The organism is Paenibacillus sp. S150, assembly GCF_019352175.1.
GTDB lineage: Bacteria > Bacillota > Bacilli > Paenibacillales > Paenibacillaceae > Paenibacillus_AQ.
Genome location: NZ_JACBYI010000007.1, coordinates 38,618 through 58,007 on the forward strand (window position 1 = coordinate 38,618; position 19,390 = coordinate 58,007).

General features: G+C 55.2%; 13 protein-coding genes and 1 riboswitch. Of the genes, 7 read left to right on the forward strand and 6 right to left on the reverse strand.

Annotated elements, in window-relative coordinates; translation table 11 throughout:
• Positions 1-181 precede the first annotated feature (181 nt).
• The 3 genes from HYD27_RS09435 to HYD27_RS09445 all read right to left on the reverse strand — a co-directional run bounded on the left by HYD27_RS09435 (position 182) and on the right by HYD27_RS09445 (position 3,668).
• Positions 182-2,065 carry a stalk domain-containing protein gene (locus HYD27_RS09435; protein ID WP_219214093.1) on the reverse strand — a complete coding sequence of 628 codons (1,884 nt, stop codon included), beginning with the start codon at positions 2,063-2,065 and terminating at the stop codon, positions 182-184.
• A 64-nt stretch (positions 2,066-2,129) separates the two neighbouring features.
• A complete protein-coding gene (locus HYD27_RS09440) occupies positions 2,130-3,305 on the reverse strand; it encodes a S1C family serine protease (protein ID WP_228745063.1) in 1,176 nt (391 codons plus the stop codon).
• A 147-nt stretch (positions 3,306-3,452) separates the two neighbouring features.
• Positions 3,453-3,668: a hypothetical protein gene (locus tag HYD27_RS09445; RefSeq protein ID WP_219214415.1), complete on the reverse strand. Its 216-nt coding sequence runs from the start codon at positions 3,666-3,668 to the stop codon at positions 3,453-3,455.
• Positions 3,669-4,173: 505 nt separating this feature from the next.
• On the opposite strand from HYD27_RS09445, the gene HYD27_RS09450 reads away from it, so the two are divergent.
• Entirely contained in the window at positions 4,174-5,805 is a 1,632-nt protein-coding gene (locus HYD27_RS09450; protein ID WP_219214096.1) for a nitrite/sulfite reductase, read from the forward strand.
• A 191-nt stretch (positions 5,806-5,996) separates the two neighbouring features.
• On the opposite strand, the gene uvrA is transcribed toward HYD27_RS09450, so the two are convergent.
• The gene (gene uvrA, locus HYD27_RS09455) at positions 5,997-8,870 is read right to left on the reverse strand and encodes an excinuclease ABC subunit UvrA (protein WP_219214099.1); all 2,874 of its coding nucleotides are present in this window, start codon (positions 8,868-8,870) and stop codon (positions 5,997-5,999) included.
• A 305-nt stretch (positions 8,871-9,175) separates the two neighbouring features.
• Positions 9,176-11,167: an excinuclease ABC subunit UvrB gene (uvrB, locus tag HYD27_RS09460; RefSeq protein ID WP_219214102.1), complete on the reverse strand. Its 1,992-nt coding sequence runs from the start codon at positions 11,165-11,167 to the stop codon at positions 9,176-9,178.
• 181 nt (positions 11,168-11,348) lie between these two features.
• Between uvrB and HYD27_RS09465 the strand changes: the two genes are divergently transcribed.
• Both HYD27_RS09465 and HYD27_RS09470 read left to right on the forward strand, forming a co-directional pair.
• Positions 11,349-12,134, forward strand: a complete 786-nt coding sequence (locus HYD27_RS09465) for a flagellar motor protein (protein ID WP_219214103.1) — start codon at positions 11,349-11,351, stop codon at positions 12,132-12,134.
• Positions 12,131-12,976 (forward strand): OmpA/MotB family protein, encoded by an 846-nt coding sequence (locus HYD27_RS09470; protein ID WP_219214106.1) that lies wholly within the window; start codon positions 12,131-12,133, stop codon positions 12,974-12,976. The genes HYD27_RS09465 and HYD27_RS09470 overlap by 4 nt, the downstream gene beginning before the upstream one ends.
• 318 nt (positions 12,977-13,294) lie before the next feature.
• Here the strand turns inward: HYD27_RS09470 and gcvH are convergent, their stop codons facing one another.
• Positions 13,295-13,687: a glycine cleavage system protein GcvH gene (gene gcvH / locus HYD27_RS09475; RefSeq protein WP_219214108.1), complete on the reverse strand. Its 393-nt coding sequence runs from the start codon at positions 13,685-13,687 to the stop codon at positions 13,295-13,297.
• A 184-nt stretch (positions 13,688-13,871) separates the two neighbouring features.
• A riboswitch (glycine riboswitch) is annotated at positions 13,872-13,968 on the forward strand.
• Between the two features lie 183 nt (positions 13,969-14,151).
• On the opposite strand from gcvH, the gene gcvT reads away from it, so the two are divergent.
• The 4 genes from gcvT to HYD27_RS09495 all read left to right on the forward strand — a co-directional run bounded on the left by gcvT (position 14,152) and on the right by HYD27_RS09495 (position 19,376).
• A complete protein-coding gene (gene gcvT / locus HYD27_RS09480) occupies positions 14,152-15,276 on the forward strand; it encodes a glycine cleavage system aminomethyltransferase GcvT (RefSeq protein ID WP_219214110.1) in 1,125 nt (374 codons plus the stop codon).
• A complete protein-coding gene (gene gcvPA, locus HYD27_RS09485) occupies positions 15,273-16,625 on the forward strand; it encodes an aminomethyl-transferring glycine dehydrogenase subunit GcvPA (protein WP_219214112.1) in 1,353 nt (450 codons plus the stop codon). The genes gcvT and gcvPA overlap by 4 nt, the downstream gene beginning before the upstream one ends.
• Entirely contained in the window at positions 16,622-18,082 is a 1,461-nt protein-coding gene (gene gcvPB, locus HYD27_RS09490) for an aminomethyl-transferring glycine dehydrogenase subunit GcvPB (RefSeq protein ID WP_219214114.1), read from the forward strand. The genes gcvPA and gcvPB overlap by 4 nt, the downstream gene beginning before the upstream one ends.
• 277 nt (positions 18,083-18,359) lie before the next feature.
• Positions 18,360-19,376: an ABC transporter ATP-binding protein gene (locus HYD27_RS09495; RefSeq protein ID WP_219214116.1), complete on the forward strand. Its 1,017-nt coding sequence runs from the start codon at positions 18,360-18,362 to the stop codon at positions 19,374-19,376.
• Positions 19,377-19,390: the final 14 nt, after the last annotated feature.

A 19,390-nucleotide genomic window follows, 5' to 3' on the forward strand; every position in this document is an offset into this window, starting at 1 on the left:
CGGCGGGTCATTTAAAGCTTTTTAACCTATTAATTGTATCAAATATCACACCTCCGCGCCATCGGTTTGCCAAGATTTATATAGAATACAAAGCAGCCTGGCTGCCTTTTCACAAATTCACAAAAAAAACGCCCGGCTGCCAAAATGGCAATGGGACGTTCTACGTTTGACCTTTTTAAATCTACTCCCCACCCTCCGCCAGTCGGAAGGAATTCAGCGTCTGCTCCAGAACAGCCTGCTGCGCAGGAGTCGCGTTGGCATCGTTCAGGGTGGCGGTGAGGGTGTAGACCAGATCATTTTTGCCAAAAATGATTTGCCGGGTCTGGCCGGAAATGCCGCCCCTGGTCTGGCGGACAGTCAGCTCAGTAGCCGGAACTCCCGCGAAAAGAGTCTCTTCCATACGGATTACACGGGGACCCTTGGGATCGTTTTTGCTGTTCTTGTAGTAGCTTTGCAGCAAGCTCACGGCGTATTCCACCGACCCCTCCGGGCTTGCATTGATCTGGAACCGCCCGCCGGGGAAGCGGTATTCCACAGTCTGGGTCTCGAAAATATCCTGGTAAGGCGTCCATAGCCGGGGAATGTCGATGCTGTAGCCGTAGGCTTTGGAGCTTTTGGTTGCAGCCTTGCTGCGGAGCGCAGTGTAGTCATCCGTCTCCAGCCTGCCGAAATTCTCCTTAACCATGGCAAAATCAATATCTATGGAGCTTAAGATCGTCCCGAATCTCTCCTTATCCTCATCCTGTCCCGCCGCAGCCAGATACTCTATATAGTAGCGGTAGCCGGATTTTTGCAATAGAATCTGGTATTGCGTGCTCCAGCCGCTGCCGGGATTCAGCCGCGTTTCCTTCACAAGAACCGGTTCGCCGGAAACCTCAAACCTCACATCCTCTTGAAGCGCATAGGCATCCGGCACATAGCTGTCTTTAAGCTGCGCCTCCAGGTCCTTGCTCCAGCTCTCCAGCGCAGCTCCGGAAGGGGCGGAAGAAACTTTTACACGCAGATGGCTTCCCTGGCTGCTCTCATAGTATAGGCGCTGATCATCCATGCTCCAGTCCGCAGGGATCTGCAGCGATATGCCGTAATCGTCGTTGTAGCCCTCACGCATTCCGTTTTTGACGGTGGAAAGGTCGCGGATGCTTCGGTCACCGGCGTTAAACGAAGGGGTGAATGAGTCCAGCAGCGGCGCGTATTTGTTCAGATCCTTGTAATTGGCGGCAGTATCGTCAGTCAGATATAGCTCGTATAATCTTCCGCCGCTGTAATACTGCCGGCCTTCCCACAATGCGCCGCTGGTATCCTTGCTGACAATACGCGCGTATGGAAACGCCGCATCCGGAAAAGTCGCCCGGTCCAGAATGGTCTCCCCGCCTTCCTCCGCCTCACGGACCAGCCTCTCCTGCAATTCATCGGGATCTGCCGCTGTTTCCAGCGGTGAAGCATGAATCTCCAGATAATACAGATTCTCGGCGCTCATAAAGGTCGCTACGCTCTCATTGCCGCCACTGTCGCCGACAACAAGACCGGGCGGATAATTCAGGCTCCATTCAAAGTAGCTGTTGCCTATCCGTGTTTTGCCGGCACCGCTGTCAATGCCGCCGGTCTCCGGCGTATCCTCTTCACCACTCTCCTCAGGCGCCAGCGTCACCAGCAGTCCGCCGCCGCTGCCTTGGGCTATCCGCGCTCCCAGCACCCCGGCCACGAAACGCAGCGGAACCAGCAGTGTTCCGGAAACCATACGCGGCGGAGCGTCAAGCGTAATTTTGGTTCCATCCTTCCAGGCCGTCGTGCTGCCTATGGTCATCGCCCCGGTATGGGGACCGTACATCACCTTGACCACATCGTCCCCTTCAAGGGAAACGGCGCTGCCGAAGGCTTTTTTGAACACGCCCAGCGGCACGAGTACAGTCCCGTTGTCCACTATGGGCTTAGCAATCACGATCTTCTCCCCGTTCACGGTGGCGGCTGTGCTCCCGACCTTAATATTCAGCTGCAGCAGCTTCTGCTCCGCCGCCTGCGCTTCCCGCACCGGCAGCAAGGACGCAAGCAGCAGCAATGCGAGCAATGCGCAAACCCCTCTCCGCATCCTGCGGCATGCAGCCATTATTCCTTTTGCCGCCGGAAACGTGTTACTTCTCTGCTTGTGGTGACTCTGCAGCCTCATCGCCCTCCGCCTCCTCTCCGCCGAGCAGCGGATCACCCTGTCCCAGCACAAGCCTGCGGGTCACGATATCCCCGTCACTTTGCATCAGCAGCGTCACTGCTGCGCCCGGCTTGTAGCTTTTGAACCATTCGTTTATATCTACCAGCGAAACGACACGGTGGCCGTCAATTGCATACAGCACATCACCTGCGGCAACGCCTGCTTTTTGGGCTTCCGCAGATACGACCTTCGTTACAGTCAACGGGTCCTGGGCAGGCAGGCTGACAATGGCGGACCAGCTTTCCTCCAGCTCCAGACCCAGACTTGGACGTTTCACCTCGCCGTATTTGAACAGCTGGTTCATAATATACTGCACCGTATCCGCCGGAATGGAGAAGCCCATATTTTCCACACCAACCGCAGCGTATTTCAGGCTGTTCACGCCAAGCACTTCCCCCTTCATGTTGATCAGCGGCCCCCCGCTGTTCCCGGGGTTAATCGCCGTATCACTTTGAATCAGCCTGTAGGCGGCATCCACCGCACGGTTCAGCCCGCTGACCACACCCACGGTAGCCGAATTCCGCAACGCAAAAGATATGGGAGTTCCGATGGCAATCACCTTTTCCCCCACCTGGATTTTGTCCGGTGAGCCGGCAAATTTGGCAGGCTTCAGGGATTTGGCGTTGATTTTAACCAGTGCCAGATCACTGACCTCATCGAAATAGGAAGCGGTAATCTTGTAGTTTTTTCCATCTGAAGTTACCGCTACGGCGTTCTGCAATCCTTTCATGACATGCGCATTGGTAATAATCCAGCCGTCCGCTTTGACAATGATTCCCGAGCCATGGGTCAGATTGTACCGGTCATCCGGTCCGCTGCTGCGGCCGCCGTTATCTTTGCCGATGATGCCCACTACTGACGGGGACACCTCCCTGATAATCTGCGGCACAGGGTCAGCTGTGACCACCGCATTCTTTTTGCCGGCGGCTGCTGTAGCGGCTGCTTGCCTGATAACCCCGTCCTTGAAGCCGCCGGCCGCAGCCGGGCGTCCTTCCGAATATGCCGCAGCAAGCACTGAAGATGTACCGCCTCCCGCACCTAACAGCAGCAATCCGCTCAGCAGCAAGCCAAGGCATCTTTTATACAAACGATCCTTCCGCATCCGCCTTCACCTCCCTTTCATAATCTATAAATAACTGAAATATAAACCGGAATTCTCCAGTAATGATAAAAAGACGCCTTCAGCAGCGCCAGCGGCGGTTAAAGGTGTCTTTGGGAAATGTGAAGCTCTGCGATTGTCTCTTGCGTACTAGCTTAACCAGTTCATCACCATCGCGTAGTCGGAAACCGCAAACACCAGCAGGCTCACCACTCCAAAGGCAATGGCGAATTTGTTCTTCTGGGGCGCCCGGAGCAGCCGGACCACTCCAATGAAGATCAGAATGGTGAACAAAATCATAAATACATCGAAGGTATGAAATTTAGACGGCTCCTGCACGGCAGCTTCAGCAAGCAGCAATGGCATTACCTCCCCGAGAGTATTGTCAAGCAAGTTCATCTAATCCATATCTTCTTCTATGTTATCGCTACCATTTCAGTGACGCAATAGAAAATCCTTAAAAAATTATGTAATTGTCACGAAAAATATTTTTCCCGGTGTGTATATGCTGCACATCAGCGATTTTTATCATTGATACTTACGCTTGTGCATTCTTATCAAAGGGCTGGCTCCATGGGTCAGAGGCTTTGAAGTCCTTATTAAGTATTCAACGAAAATGCCTCTCTTTGAATCTTACGGCGGACATGCTCTGCATATGCCTGTCTGAACTATCAGCAAGTCCTTATTTATTTATAAACAATCGTTATACCGTTTGCTACAACCCTCACTGCCGGGCGGCTGCCGGCTATGTTACCATCGGGCTTGTGATCCTAATTGCCTGTTGGCTTGGGCAGATACCCCGCTCTTTTCGCGGAACCATCAGCAGCTGATATTTCGCAGGATAACTACATAAGCAGAGAGGATGTTAGGTATGGCTTACGAACCGTTGTGGAGTGCCAGCCCCGAGAAATTGGGCAAGTTCGAATTCGTCAAACTGCAAAAGGACGGACTCGATGTGATCCGTACCATTATTGAAAAATATGCCCTGGAGGGCTACAGCTCCATCCCGCCCGATGATATGGATCTGTTCAAATGGGCAGGGGTGTACCAGCAAAAGCCGCGTGAAGGTTATTTCATGATGCGTGTACGCATCAACACCGGTATTATGAGCTCAGTTCAGGCCAGAGCGCTGGCCGAAATTGCCAGACTCTACGGACGCAGCCTGATTGATGTGACTACACGCCAGGCTATCCAGTTCCATTGGCTGACCGTTGAGAATTTGCCGGATATTTTCAAGCGCCTGGAAGCTGCCGGACTCTATTCCTTCGAAGCCTGCGGCGACTGTCCGCGGACGATTGTCGGCAACCCGCTGGCAGGCATTGATAAAGATGAGCTGTTCGACACAACGGATATTGTGGAGCAGCTGAATGACTTCTTCATGCTGAACCGCGATTTCTCGAACCTGCCGCGCAAATTCAAAATGTCTGTGTCGGCCAACAAGTACAACAATGCGCAAGCGGAAATTAACGACTTGGCCTATACCCCCGCTGTAAAAGTCATCGGCGGCCTGGAAGTTCCCGGCTTCCATCTGATGGTGGGCGGCGGATTGTCGGCCAAGCCCCATCTGGCGCAAAAGCTTGATGTCTTCGTGAAGCCGGAAGAAGCGCTTAAGGTTGCGGCAGGGGTAATCACGCTCTTCCGGGATTACGGCTACCGTGAAAAGCGCCATCATGCCCGTCTGAAATTCCTCGTCGCCGACTGGGGCGCGGAGAAATTCAGAGAGAAGCTTATTGAAGCAGTCGGCGAGCTGCCCACGCGCGGTGAAGATCAGACGATTGGCTGGCAGGCCGCTTATTTTGACGGAGTCCATCCGCAGGTTCAGGAAGGCCTCAATTATGTGGGGCTGAATGTTCCAGTCGGACGGCTGAACAGCGATGAGCTGGTACAGCTTGCCGGGCTTGCCGATCAATATGGCGAAGGCAAACTCCGCACTACCATGTCGCAAAATATAATCATCAGCGGTGTACCGGATGCGAAGCTTGAAGCACTCCTGGAAGCACCGGTTCTGAAGCGGCTGTCTCCAACAGCCAAAAACTTCATCAGCCGCACCGTCGCCTGCACAGGCAATGAATTCTGCAACCTGGCCATCGTGGAGACCAAACAGCGCGCTATCAGCGTTGCCGCATACCTGGATGAGCATGTCCGGCTTGAAGAGAAGCTGCGGATACATTTCATCGGCTGCCCCAATGCCTGCGGGCAAAAGCAGGTTGCCGATATCGGCCTGCAGGGCACACTGATCAAGACACCGGACGGCATGACCGATGCATTCGACATCGCCGTCGGCGGTACACTGGGCTGCGGGGACCGCGGCCCTGCGGCCGAATTCGCCCGCCCTCTAAAAGGACGCGTGAAGGGGGACCGGGTGGGACCGGTTCTGGAGCAGCTGATTTCGTTCTATACTGAACAGCGGCAGGAGCAGGAGAATTTCCACGCATTTACAGGCCGGGTGGGAGTGCCTGCTCTTCAAGAGCGGCTTACCGCGATATTGGCGGCCGAGCTGTAATCTCACAATGCGGATCAAGGTCTTCTGAAATATATTGTATATAAGAATCTGGATGCGTATTGGAATCAGCAGCCATTAAATCGCAAGCTTGTATAGTATGTAAAAGGGCCGCGGTGTATTGCCACGGCCCTTCGTGTTCTTCTGTTCCCCGGCAGAACGCTTATCCCTCTCCGCACAGAAAGTGATGTCTGTTACCCTATGTTCGAGGTCTGCAGCTCCAGAGCCTTGGTCCGCTCCGTATCGCGGATCAGAACCGGCTTCAGGTATTTACCAGTGTAGGATTCCTTCACCTGAATCAGCTTCTCCGGTGTTCCTGTAGCGAGAACCGTCCCACCGCCGCTGCCGCCCTCCGGTCCCATATCAATGATATAATCGGCGGTCTTGATCACATCAAGGTTGTGCTCAATGACGAGAACGGATTCGCCCGAGTCCACCAGACGGTGCAGCACCTCCAGCAGGCGGCCGATATCATCCACATGCAGCCCCGTTGTCGGCTCATCCAGAATGTACAATGTCTTGCCTGTACTGCGGCGGTACAGCTCGGAAGCCAGCTTGACGCGCTGTGCCTCACCGCCCGACAAGGTTGTTCCCGGCTGGCCAATATTGATGTAGCCCAGTCCAACATCCAGCAGGGTCTGCATTTTGCGGTGAATCTTCGGAATGTTTTTGAAGAACTCAGTAGCGTCTTCCACGGTCATCTCCAGTACATCGGAGATGCTTTTGCCTTTATATTTCACTTCCAGCGTTTCGCGGTTGTAGCGTTTGCCTTTGCACACTTCGCAGGGGACGTAAACATCCGGCAGGAAGTGCATCTCGATCTTGATAATACCGTCTCCACGGCAGGCCTCACAGCGCCCGCCCTTGACATTGAAGCTGAAGCGGCCTTTCTGGAAGCCGCGCACCTTGGCCTCGTTTGTCTTGGAGAACAAATCGCGGATATCATCGAAAACGCCGGTATAGGTGGCCGGATTGGAACGCGGCGTGCGTCCGATTGGCGACTGGTCGATCTCGATGACTTTGTCCAGGTTCTCAAGTCCGCGGATTTCCTTGTGCTGACCCGGCCGGACCTTGACGGCCTTATTCAGCTGACGGGCCAGACTCTTGTAGAGAATCTCGTTAATGAGAGACGACTTGCCTGAACCCGATACGCCGGTTACTGCCGTAAACACGCCGAGCGGAATTTTGACATTCACATTTTTCAGGTTGTTCTCCTTGGCGCCGCGGATTTCAATCCAGCGGTCATCGGTTGCCCGCCGTCTGGAGCTAACCGGAATGAATTTGCGTCCGCTGAGATATTCACCGGTTAAGGAATTCGGGTCATTCATAATCTCCTGCGGCGTGCCTTGCGCCATGACCTGACCACCGTGAATTCCGGCACCCGGACCAATATCTATAATGTAGTCCGCAGCCATCATCGTATCCTCGTCATGCTCAACCACGATCAGGGTATTGCCCAGATCGCGCATATGGCCAAGTGTAGAGATCAGACGGTCATTATCCCGCTGATGCAGGCCGATGCTCGGCTCATCCAGAATGTACAGCACGCCCATCAGACTGGAGCCAATCTGGGTCGCCAGCCTGATCCGCTGCGCTTCCCCGCCGGAGAGCGAGCCCGCCGCACGGCTTAGCGTCAGGTAATTCAACCCTACATTCACCAGGAAGCCCAGACGGCTGCTGATTTCTTTGAGGATCAGGTGGGCAATGGCCGTTTCCTTCTCACTCAGGACGATATTCTCGAAGAATTGCATGCAATCCCCAATCGACAGATCGGTAACATCGGCCACATTCCGTTCGTTGACCGTTACCGCGAGAATTTCCTTCTTCAATCTTTTGCCCTTGCACACATGGCAAGGCTTGGCGCTCATGAAGCCTTCAATGAATTCGCGGATGCCCTCTGAAGCCGTCTCACGGTAGCGCCGCTCCAGATTGGGAATAATCCCTTCAAACGCCACGAGCGCATCCTTACGCTGGCCGAAGTCATTCTCATACCGGAACCGGATTTTCTCGCTGCCTGTGCCGTTCAGCAGCTTGTTCATATGCTCCGGTGACAGACTGCCGACCGGAACATTCCGGGGAATTTTGAAGTGCTCGCATACCGATTTCAGAAATTGCGGGTAGTAGTTCGAGGTGCTTCCTGTCCAGGCCAGGAACGCGCCTTCTTCAATCGTTTTTTCCTGATCCGGAATTAACAGGTCCGGATCGACAACCATCTTCACGCCCAGTCCATCGCATTCCGGACAGGCACCGAAAGGGCTGTTGAAGGAGAACATCCGCGGCGCCAGCTCCTCGATGCTGAACCCGCATACCGGACAGGCAAAGCTCGAGCTGAACAGCAGCTCCTCCTGGCCGATGACATCAACCAGAATTTGGCCGCCGGAGAGCTTCAGAGCGGTCTCAAGCGAATCCGTCAGGCGCGTCTGCACATCATTCTTGATGACGATCCGGTCCACCACAACCTCAATGGTATGCTTCTTGTTCTTCTCCAGCACAATATCCTCGGTAACTTCACGCAGCTCACCGTCTACGCGCACGCGGACAAAGCCCTGCTTGGAGATATCGGTGAACAGACCTTTATGTTCGCCTTTGCGGCCGGAGATCACAGGTGCCAGAATCTGCAGACGGGTCTTCTCGGGGTACTGCATAATCCGGTCTACCATCTGCTCAACCGTCTGGGAAGTGATTTCTATGCCATGATCCGGGCAATGCGGATGCCCCACCCGTGCGAACAGCAGGCGCAGATAATCATAAATCTCCGTTACCGTACCCACAGTGGAACGCGGGTTGCGGCTTGTTGTCTTCTGGTCGATGGAGATTGCCGGGGACAACCCGTCAATGGAATCGACATCCGGCTTTTCCATCTGGCCAAGGAACTGGCGTGCATACGCCGACAGGGATTCCACATAACGGCGTTGTCCTTCAGCGTAGATCGTATCGAACGCCAGCGATGATTTGCCGGAGCCGCTAAGTCCCGTCAGCACGACGAAACGGTCACGCGGAATCGTTACGTCAATGTTCTTGAGATTGTGCGCTCGCGCACCTTTGATTACAATATTTTCGTTCGCCAACGGTACCTCTCCTTTATAAATATTTTCGATCCCTCCCAAACCCTCCCTTAGCCAAGGGAGGGCCCCAAGGGTTGCACCCTCTGGACACCCGCAACGTTATCGTAGAAGTTAGGCGGGAACGGACTTAGTTGCTGTGGTGCGAGGAGCGCTTGTCCCTGACGGGACCGCTGGAATGCAGACGCTCCAAAAAGAAAAACCGCTGTCCCTCCGGGATACGCTGGGTGACGAGTAATTTATTCAAAAAGAACGGCCTGGAACAGCGCCGTCCTGTTCTTGCCTGGCGGATCAAGTGCAGGAAAGGGGCGCTATTCGGCCCGCAGCTCCAGGAGGGCGTCACGCAGCTCGGCGGCGCGCTCGAATTGCAGGTTCTTGGCGGCGTCCTTCATCTCGGCCTCCAGACGCTGCAGCAGGCTGTGGCGGTCCTTCTTGCTCATCTTGCCGCCCACGCCTGTGAGATACTCGGCCTTGGACTCGGCAACCTTAGTGGCCTCGATAATATCCCGCACCTTCTTGTTGATCGTTGTCGGTGTGATGCCATGCTTCTCGTTGTAGGCCATCTGAGTTTCCCGGCGGCGCTGGGTTTCGCTTATAGCCTTTTCCATAGAATCAGTGATACGGTCGCCATACATGATCACGCGGCCGCCGGAGTTGCGGGCCGCGCGTCCGATGGTCTGAATCAGCGACCGCTCGGAGCGGAGGAAGCCTTCTTTGTCGGCATCGAGAATTGCAACGAGAGAAACCTCCGGCAGATCCAGCCCTTCGCGCAAGAGGTTAATTCCCACAAGCACATGGAAAGTGCCAAGCCGGAGATCGCGCAGGATCGCCATCCGCTCCAGTGTCTTGATATCAGAGTGCATGTAACGCACCTTAATGCCGATTTCCTTGAAATAATCGGTCAGGTCCTCGGACATTTTCTTCGTCAGGGTCGTAACCAGCACACGCTCGTCACGCTCCACCCGGTCACGGATTTCACTGATCAGATCATCGATCTGCCCTTCAGTCGGACGCACCTCAATAACCGGGTCCAAAAGACCGGTAGGACGGATAATTTGCTCAACCATGGTGTCGCAATGCTCAAGCTCATAAGGTCCGGGTGTCGCAGACACATATACGATCTGGTTCACCTTGTCTTCGAACTCCTCGAATTGCAGCGGCCGGTTGTCCAGTGCGGACGGCAGGCGGAAGCCATGCTCCACAAGGACCGTCTTGCGCGCACGGTCACCGTTGTACATCGCCCGGATTTGCGGCAGGGTCACATGGGATTCATCGATGACAATCAGCATATCGTCCGGAAAATAATCCATGAGTGTATAAGGGGTTGCTCCGGCCTCACGGAAGGTGAGCGGTCCGGAATAGTTCTCAATCCCGGAACAGAAGCCAACTTCCTTCATCATCTCGATGTCGTAACGGGTCCGCTGCTCCAGCCGCTGGGCTTCCAGCAGCCTGCCGGCGTCCCTCAGGACAGCCAGACGTTCTTCCAGCTCGCGCTCAATATTGACCAGGGCCACACGCATGGTTTCTTCCTTGGTCACAAAGTGCGAAGCCGGGAAAATCGCCACATGGTCGCGTTCACCGATCAACTCGCCGGTCAATACATCAATTTCGGTGATCCGTTCTACCTCATCACCGAACAGCTCCACACGGATCGCATGCTCGCCCTGGGATGCGGGGAAGATCTCCACCACATCGCCGCGGACACGAAATGTGCCGCGCACAAAGTTAATGTCGTTGCGCTGATACTGGATATCCACAAGCCGGCTCAGAATCTGGTTGCGCGGCTTCTCCATCCCTACGCGCAGCGACAGCAGCAGGCTTCCATATTCCTGCGGCGAGCCGAGACCGTAAATACAGGACACACTGGCTACAATAATGACGTCACGCCGTTCGAACAAAGAACTGGTTGCGGAGTGGCGCAGTTTATCTATCTCTTCATTTATGCTGGAATCTTTCTCGATGTAGGTATCGGAGGAAGGAATATACGCCTCTGGCTGGTAATAATCGTAGTAGCTGACGAAGTAATCTACCGAATTGTTCGGAAAAAATTCCTTGAATTCACTAGCCAGCTGCGCAGCCAGCGTCTTGTTATGCGCGATAACCAGCGTAGGCCGGTTCAGCTTGGATATCATTTGTGCGATGGTAAAGGTCTTCCCGGTACCGGTCGCTCCCAGCAGCGTCTGGTGCTTCTTGCCCTGCCGGATGCCGTCCACTAATTCTTGTATGGCATGAGGCTGATCGCCCTGGGGTGTATACTCGGACTCCAATTGAAAAGTCTGCGTACTGACGACAAGATCATTCATTTGCCCGTCTCCCCTCTATCGTCTAAAATATATGAATATATTATAATTGTGGCCCAGATAATTCTCTCTCCATAAAAAACTGAAATATATGGAAGATAAGAATGCTTGTTCCCGTTTATTATACAGTGTTGCCCAGATTCATGCAAACCATAATATATAGAAATTTAAGGAGCCAGAACCCATGGATATTACTTCAATTATCGGCCTGCTGGCCGGTCTGGCCGCGCTTGTCGGCGGTTTTTTTTGGGAAGGCGGAAGCCTCTCCGGCCTTCTGCAGCTGAATGCCGCGCTAATCGTTTTCGGAGGCACGCTCGGCGCCGTGCTGATCAGCTTCCCTGCCTCCGGGCTGCGTTCCGTACCGGCGGCGCTGCGCCTGGCTTTTGGCAAGCATGCGGACACTGCGGAAGAACAGGCCGAGGAGCTGATTTCCATGGCTGCCGTTACAAGACGCAGCGGCGTGCTGACCTTGGAGAAACGGGCCGAAGAGCATCCCGATCCCTTCACCGGCGAAGGTCTTCTGCTCATTGTTGACGGAACGGACCCCGAGCAGGTCCGGCAGATTCTGGAGCTGGAGATGGACGCCAAGGAGCTGAAATATGAAGGCTATGCCAAGATCTTTGAAGCCGCAGGCGGCTATGCGCCTACCATGGGCATCATCGGCACGGTCATGGGTCTGATTCGCGTGCTCGGCAATCTTACCGATCCCTCCAATCTGGGAGCTTCCATCGCGGTAGCTTTTACGGCGACGCTGTATGGAGTTGCCAGTGCTAATTTAATATTTTTACCCATTGCCTCCAAAATCAAATCCCGCAGCCAGAGCGAGCTTGGCAATATGGAAATGCTTATGGTAGGCATTCTTGCCCTGCAAAATGGGGATCATCCGCAGCTTGTGCGAAAAAAGCTCCGCTCCTTCCTGGCCGGGTCCGCCCGGCAGCGCAGCAATGAGGACTCAAGAGGCGTCTCATGAGACATAGAAACCGGAGAAAGCCGCGTTGGGGGGAACGGGAGAGCAGCGACCGCTGGATGATCACTTATGCGGATCTTATTACACTGCTGCTGATTTTTTTCGTGGTATTATATGCCATGAGCAGCCTGGACACACAAAAATTCAATATTATTACAGGCTCCTTATCGGACACCTTTAAAACCGGGAGCTCTGTATTGGATGGCGGAAACGGTGTGCTCGACGGCGAACAAGGAGCAGAGGACGCGGGGACCGGAAACAATGCTGAAGCCGGACAGGGAAACACAGGGGACGGTTCACAGGCCAGCGCTCCCCCTTCAGATGCGGCGGAAGACCGCCAGCCCACGGCGCGTGAGCTGGCCTTCCGCGAGCAGGAAGCCAGGCTGGCCGCACTGATGGGCGTCATTACCCAATATGTTGCCGACAATAATCTGGAGGATCAGATCTTCGTGACAGACAAGCCGCAGGGGATTGCAATCACGCTCAGCGACCGTTTTCTCTTCGATGCGGGCCAGGCCGATCTGAAGCCGCCTGCGCTTCCCGCATTGCGGCAGCTGTCCGGCCTGTTCCGCGGAATCGGCGCGACCATCAGCATCGAAGGCCATACGGACAACACCCCGGTGTCGGCCGGCTCACGCTATAACGACAACTGGGAGCTGTCCGGCGCCCGCGCCCTCTCGGTGCTGCGCTTCTTTCTGGACAGCGGGAAACTCGATCCGAATACTTTTCAATATGCTGGTTATGCGGATACCCGCCCTGCTGCAAGCAATTCCAGCGCAGAGGGACGGCAAAAGAACCGCCGCGTCGAAATCACGGTGCTGCGGCAGCTTCAGGATGAGGAATAGCCTCAGCTTTCAGCGCAGAGCCCGGCAGATGGTTTAATACTGTATTTTCCTTTAATTTAATTTTTTGCCAATTATTCACTTCCCCACTGATAGGTTTTGCGCCGCTTTGGCGCTGCTGCTGTCTTCACCCTCCTCCATCTTCCGGGGAAAAGGGCAAATACGTATACGACGGGCGAATTGATCCGGCTGTGTGTGCTTTTTTTTCCAGGAGACGCATTAAAAATCACAAAAAGACAGAACTCACACATTAGTAACGCCAAATGTTACATGTGAGATCTGCCTTTAAAGAAAACCGAAACCTGCTGCGTTCCGGCTGATTTATTCTCCGACCAATTCGCGGTAAGCCGCCGCGTCTAGCAGTCCGGAGGTCGCCTCAGCGAATCCGCCAGTGATTTCCAGTTCAAAAATCCATCCGCCGCTATAGGGCTGTTCATTGATCAGCTCCGGGCTGGCTTCCAGCGCATCGTTGACTCTGGTCACTGTTCCCGATACCGGGGAGTAGAGCTCCGAAACGGTTTTGACGGATTCGATGCTGCCCACACTCTCGCCTGCCGCTATGGCCGCACCGATCTCCGGAAATTCCACAAATACGATATCGCCAAGCAGATGCTGGGCATGATCCGTAATCCCAACACGTACTACGCGTCCTTCGCCCTGCTGTGCCCACTCGTGCTCCTCGCTGTACAGCAGGTTGTCTAGCACCTCACTCATTCTTAAGCCGCCTCTTTTCCAAATTAGGAGTTGTAAATTTAGTTATAGACTAAGTTATCGCGCCGCTCAATGTCAATATAACTGACAGGAAAATAAAATTTGTCATCTTTTTGACGTTTTTTTGTTGACAGCAGAGTTGTATACCCGGTTTAATGGAGACAGTAGAAAACAATACGGTTTGCGAATGATGGCACAGGGAGAGACTGTCTCACAGGAAGACAGCGCCGAAGGAGTAAGCCCGGGAGGGTGAATCTCTCAGGCAAAAGGACCTTTGCCGGACGCATCTCTGGAGAGCTGTCTGAACCTGTATAGCAGTGTTCGGATCACCAACGGGGAAACCTGCGTGCCTCACAGCAGGGTAACTCTCAGGTACAAAGGACAGAGCGGAAGGCTATTTATGCGTGTATGCATATTTGTCTTCCGCCTGTCCTTTTTCGCATGTAATCAGATAAGGGAGTGAGCAGATGGATGCTTTGAAAAGAACGCCTTTTTACGACCTCTACTCCGCCTATGCGGAGTCCAGATGCATTGATTTCGGCGGCTGGGAGCTGCCGGTGCAGTTCACCGGAATCGTGAAGGAGCATGAGGCGGTCCGCCGGCAGGCCGGACTGTTCGATGTGTCGCATATGGGAGAATTCATGGTCAGCGGCCGCGGCTCGGAGGCCTTTCTGCAGCAAATGACCACGGGCGATGTCACCCGCCTGGCCGACGGAGGTGCGCAGTATACGCTGATGCTCTACCCCGGCGGCGGAGTTGTCGATGATCTGCTGGTATACCGCCTCGGCGAGGAACGCTATATGCTTGTCGTCAACGCCTCCAATATCGACAAAGACTTTCAATGGCTGCAGGAGCATCTCACCGCTGAATTCAGCGGCGTAACGCTGAAGAATGTCTCGGAGGAAACCCTGCTGCTTGCGCTGCAGGGCCCTCTGGCCGAGACCATTCTGGCCGAAGTGACCACAGCACCCATCGCGGGGCTTGCGCCCTTCCATTTCATCGAGCGCGCCGCGGTCTGCGGTGTGGAAGTGCTGCTCTCCCGAACCGGCTATACCGGTGAGGACGGCTTTGAGCTGTACGCCCCGGCGGAAACGGCCGCTGCGCTATGGAATGGCTTGCTCGCTGCCGGTGCTCCGCACGGCCTGACTCCTGCGGGTCTTGGCGCGCGCGATACTCTGCGCTTCGAAGCCAAGCTGCCGCTGTACGGCCAGGAGCTGTCGGCGGACATCACGCCGCTGGAAGCGGGTTTGCAGTTTTTCGTGAAGCTGGACAAAGGCGATTTTCTAGGCAGGGACGCTCTTGTGAAACAGAAGGAAGCCGGACTGTCCCGCCGCCTCGCGGGCCTGGAAATGATTGACCGCGGCATACCGCGCTCCCATTATCCGGTCTATTCGGGCGGAGTGAAGATCGGGGAGGTCACCACAGGCACCCAGTCCCCGACGCTGAAACGCAATCTGGGCCTGGCCCTGCTGGATACCGCCTACACTGAGATTGGAACAGAGGTTTACGTGGAAATCCGCGGCAAGCAGCTTAAGGCGGCCGTGGTCAAAGCGCCATTTTATAAAAAGAGCCAAGGAGTGAAGCCGCAATGAAGCACCGTTATCTGCCGATGACCGAGCAGGACCGCAAGGAGATGATGGAGGCTGTCGGAATTCAGTCCTTGGAGGAGCTGTTCGCCGACATCCCGCAAGCTGTCCGCTATCAGGGAACGATGCCGATGTCGGAGGCGCTGGATGAGTACGCGCTGCTGCGCCATATGAAAGAGCTGTCTGATAAAAATGCCAGCTTCGACACCCATGCCAGCTTCCTTGGCGCAGGCCTCTATGACCATCATATTCCCGTCGTCATTAACCATGTCATTTCCCGCTCGGAATTCTATACCGCCTATACGCCTTACCAGCCGGAAATCAGCCAGGGCGAGCTGCAGGCGATCTTTGAATTCCAGTCCTATATCTGTGAGCTGACCGGCATGAAGGTAGCCAATGCCAGCATGTACGACGGTGCGACCGCCTTCTCGGAAGCCGCTGTGCTTGCCGCCGGTGCGACAAAACGCAAGAAGCTGATTGTCTCCCGCACCGTGCATCCTGAAGCGCGCCAGGTGCTGCGCACCTCTGCGAATGCATGGGGCCTTGATGTGATAGAAATTGACTACAAAGACGGAGTAACAGACCAGGCCAAGCTCGCCGCAGCGATTGACGGCGGCACTGCCGCCGTGCTGGTGCAGTCTCCGAACTTCTTCGGCGCGATCGAAGACCTTGGAGCCATCGAGCCGCTGATTCATGCCGTCAAGGGCCTGTTCGTGGTCAGCGCCAACCCGCTCGCCCTCGGCATTCTCGAAACGCCGGGCAGGCTCGGTGCCGATATCGTAGTCGGCGATGCCCAGCCGCTCGGCATTCCTGCATCCCTCGGAGGACCAACCTGCGGCTTCTTCGCTGTAGCCGAGCATCTCATGCGCCGCATGCCGGGCCGGATCGTCGGCCAGACCGTTGACCGCAGCGGCAAGCGCGGCTTCGTGCTTACGCTGCAAGCCCGCGAGCAGCATATCCGCCGCGAGAAGGCGACTTCGAACATCTGCTCCAACCAGGCGCTGCTGGCGCTGTGCGCTTCCGTCTACTTGTCCGTGATGGGCAAGGAGGGCATGCGCGAGGTTGGGGAGCTGAACATCCGCAAGAGCCATTACGCAGCAGGCAAGCTTGGCGGGTTAGCCGGTGCTGCCCCTGCGTTCACCGCACCGTTCTTCAATGAATTTGTCCTGAAGCTGCCGGAAGGCAGCAGCGTAAGCGGGATCAATTCCAGGCTGCTGAAGGAAGGCTGCCTGGGCGGCTATGATCTGGGCCGGGATTATCCCGAGCTGGCCGGACATATGCTGGTTGCCGTCACGGAGAAAAGAAGCAAAACGGAAATCGACCAATTTGCAAGCGCACTGGAGGGCTGTATATGAATCCGGAACAAAGTCTGATCTTTGAGCTTAGCCGCCCCGGCCGCTCGGCCTATTCCCTGCCGCAGTGCGATGTTCCGCAGGAAGAGGGCATTGATGCACTGATTCCCGCCGGGCTGCTGCGCCGCGAGCCGGCAGTCTTGCCGGAAGTATCGGAAGTGGATGTCATCCGCCACTATACTGCACTTTCCCGCCGCAACTTCGGCGTGGACAACGGCTTCTATCCGCTCGGCTCCTGCACGATGAAATACAATCCGAAGATCAACGAGGACGTTGCCCGCTTCCCCGGCTTGGCCAAGATTCATCCCTACCAGCCGGAAGAGAGCATCCAGGGCGCGCTCGAGCTTATGTATACTCTGCAAAAGGACCTGACCGCTCTGACAGGCATGGATGCCGTGTCCCTGCACCCGGCTGCCGGCGCCCATGGCGAATGGACCGGGCTGATGATGATCCGCGCCTACCATGAGAGCCGCGGCGAGACCCGTTCCAAGGTCATCGTGCCTGATTCCTCGCATGGCACCAATCCGGCCAGCGCGTCCGCAGCCGGACTGGAAACCGTAACGATCCCTTCCAACGACAAAGGGATGGTTGATCTTGAAGCGCTGAAAGCGGCTGTCGGCAGCGACACCGCCGCCCTGATGCTGACCAACCCGAGCACATTAGGGCTGTTCGAGACGCAAATCACCCTGATCGCCCAGATCGTGCATGAGGCCGGCGGTCTGCTCTATTACGACGGAGCGAATTCCAACGCGATTATGGGCATTACCCGCCCCGGCGACATGGGCTTCGACGTGGTGCATTTGAATCTGCACAAAACGATGAGCACCCCGCACGGCGGCGGCGGTCCGGGAGCCGGACCGGTCGGCGTGAAGGCGAAGCTGATTCCGTTCCTGCCGCAGCCAACCGTGGTTCAAGCACAGGACAACAGTTACTCGCTGAACTATGGGGGGCCGGAATCTATCGGGCGCGTCAAGGCTTTTTACGGCAACTTCGGCATCCTGGTCCGTGCCTATGCTTATATCCGCACCTACGGACCGGACGGTCTGCGCGAGGTTTCCGAGAACGCCGTGCTGAACGCCAACTATATGATGCACCGGCTGGCGCCGCATTTCGAAATTCCATATCCGGGTGTCTGCAAGCATGAATTCGTCATGTCCGGCAGAAATCTGAAGCAGTACGGGGTACGTACGCTCGACGTAGCCAAGCGGCTGCTCGACTTCGGCTACCACCCGCCGACCGTCTACTTCCCGCTGACGGTAGAGGAATGCATGATGATTGAGCCGACGGAAACCGAAAGCAAGGAAACCCTCGACGGCTTCATTGAAACGATGATCCGGATCGTGAGGGAAGCCCGGGAAACCCCGGAGATCGTCATTAATGCCCCCCACACCACGGAGATCAGCCGTCTCGACGAGACGCAGGCTGCGCGGAAGCCGGTGCTTAACTGCTCTTGCGGCTAAGCTGACTGTACAAGTATAAGAACCCCTCCAAGGGCCAGTAGCATTGCACCCGACTAAAAGCGGCTATCCCCGAAGTCATTTCCGGCTTCAAGGGCAGCCGCTTTTTTCACGGGCATCATGTCTGTAGCAAAACTGCATTTAGCCCCCTTTTTCAAAATTCGCCATAATCTTATAAAGTTATTTATGCCGCTCGAGCTAAAGTGATAGTTTTCGACATCCGCCTGGTGCTATATTTATTTATACGTCTTTGGAAGCTTGTGATGAAGGAGGTCTATTCTTGAGTATTATTGAAGCCCGCGGGCTGTCCAAGTCATTCATGCAGGCGGTGAAGGCGCCCGGACTTGCGGGAGCGGTCAGGCATCTGTTCGTCCCGAAGCATATTGAAAAGGTTGCGGTGCAGCCGCTTGATCTAAGTGTGGAAGCCGGCGAGACGGTAGCCTATGTCGGCCCGAACGGCGCAGGCAAGTCCACCACGATCAAAATGCTGACCGGCATCCTCATGCCCTCGGCAGGCAGCATTTCTGTAAACGGTATTAATCCGTATAAGAAACGGATGGAGAACGCTTCGCAGATCGGAGCCGTGTTCGGACAGCGCACACAGCTGTGGTGGGACATCCCGATTGTAGAATCCTTTTCGCTGCTGAAGGATATTTACCAGATTCCAGAGCCCGTCTACAAGGCTAACCTGGAGCAGTTCACAGAGCTGCTGGGCATGAATGAATTCATTCACCTGTCCGCGCGCAAGCTGTCTCTGGGCCAACGCATGCGTGCGGACCTGGCAGCTGCCCTATTACATAATCCGCCGATCCTCTATCTGGACGAGCCCACCATCGGTCTGGACGTATCCGTGAAGCAAAAAATCCGCGAATTCATCAAAAAGATCAATCAGGAGCAGCAAACAACAGTCATGCTGACCACCCATGATCTTGGCGATATTGAGGATTTGTGCAAACGACTGATCATTATTGATCACGGCTCCATCATCTATGACGGAAGTCTGAGCGAGGTGAAATCCCGTTTTGCCAGAAACCGCGTTATCTTCTTTCAGGTCGGCTCGCCCGTACCGGAGTTGTACACGCAATTGTCCCGGACCGCCGGAATGAAGCTGGACCGGCAAAATGACCGGGAGTTCTCCGTCTCCTTCGACCGGTATGAATATACAGCCAGCGAGGTGGTCAGCCGGGTGATGAAGATTGGCGAGGTGATTGACTTCCGCATGGAGGATGCCAATATCGAACAGGTCATCAAAGCGGTCTATGATGGCAATTTGGACCTGAATCAAGCCGGGAAGTAAGAAAGGAGGACGGC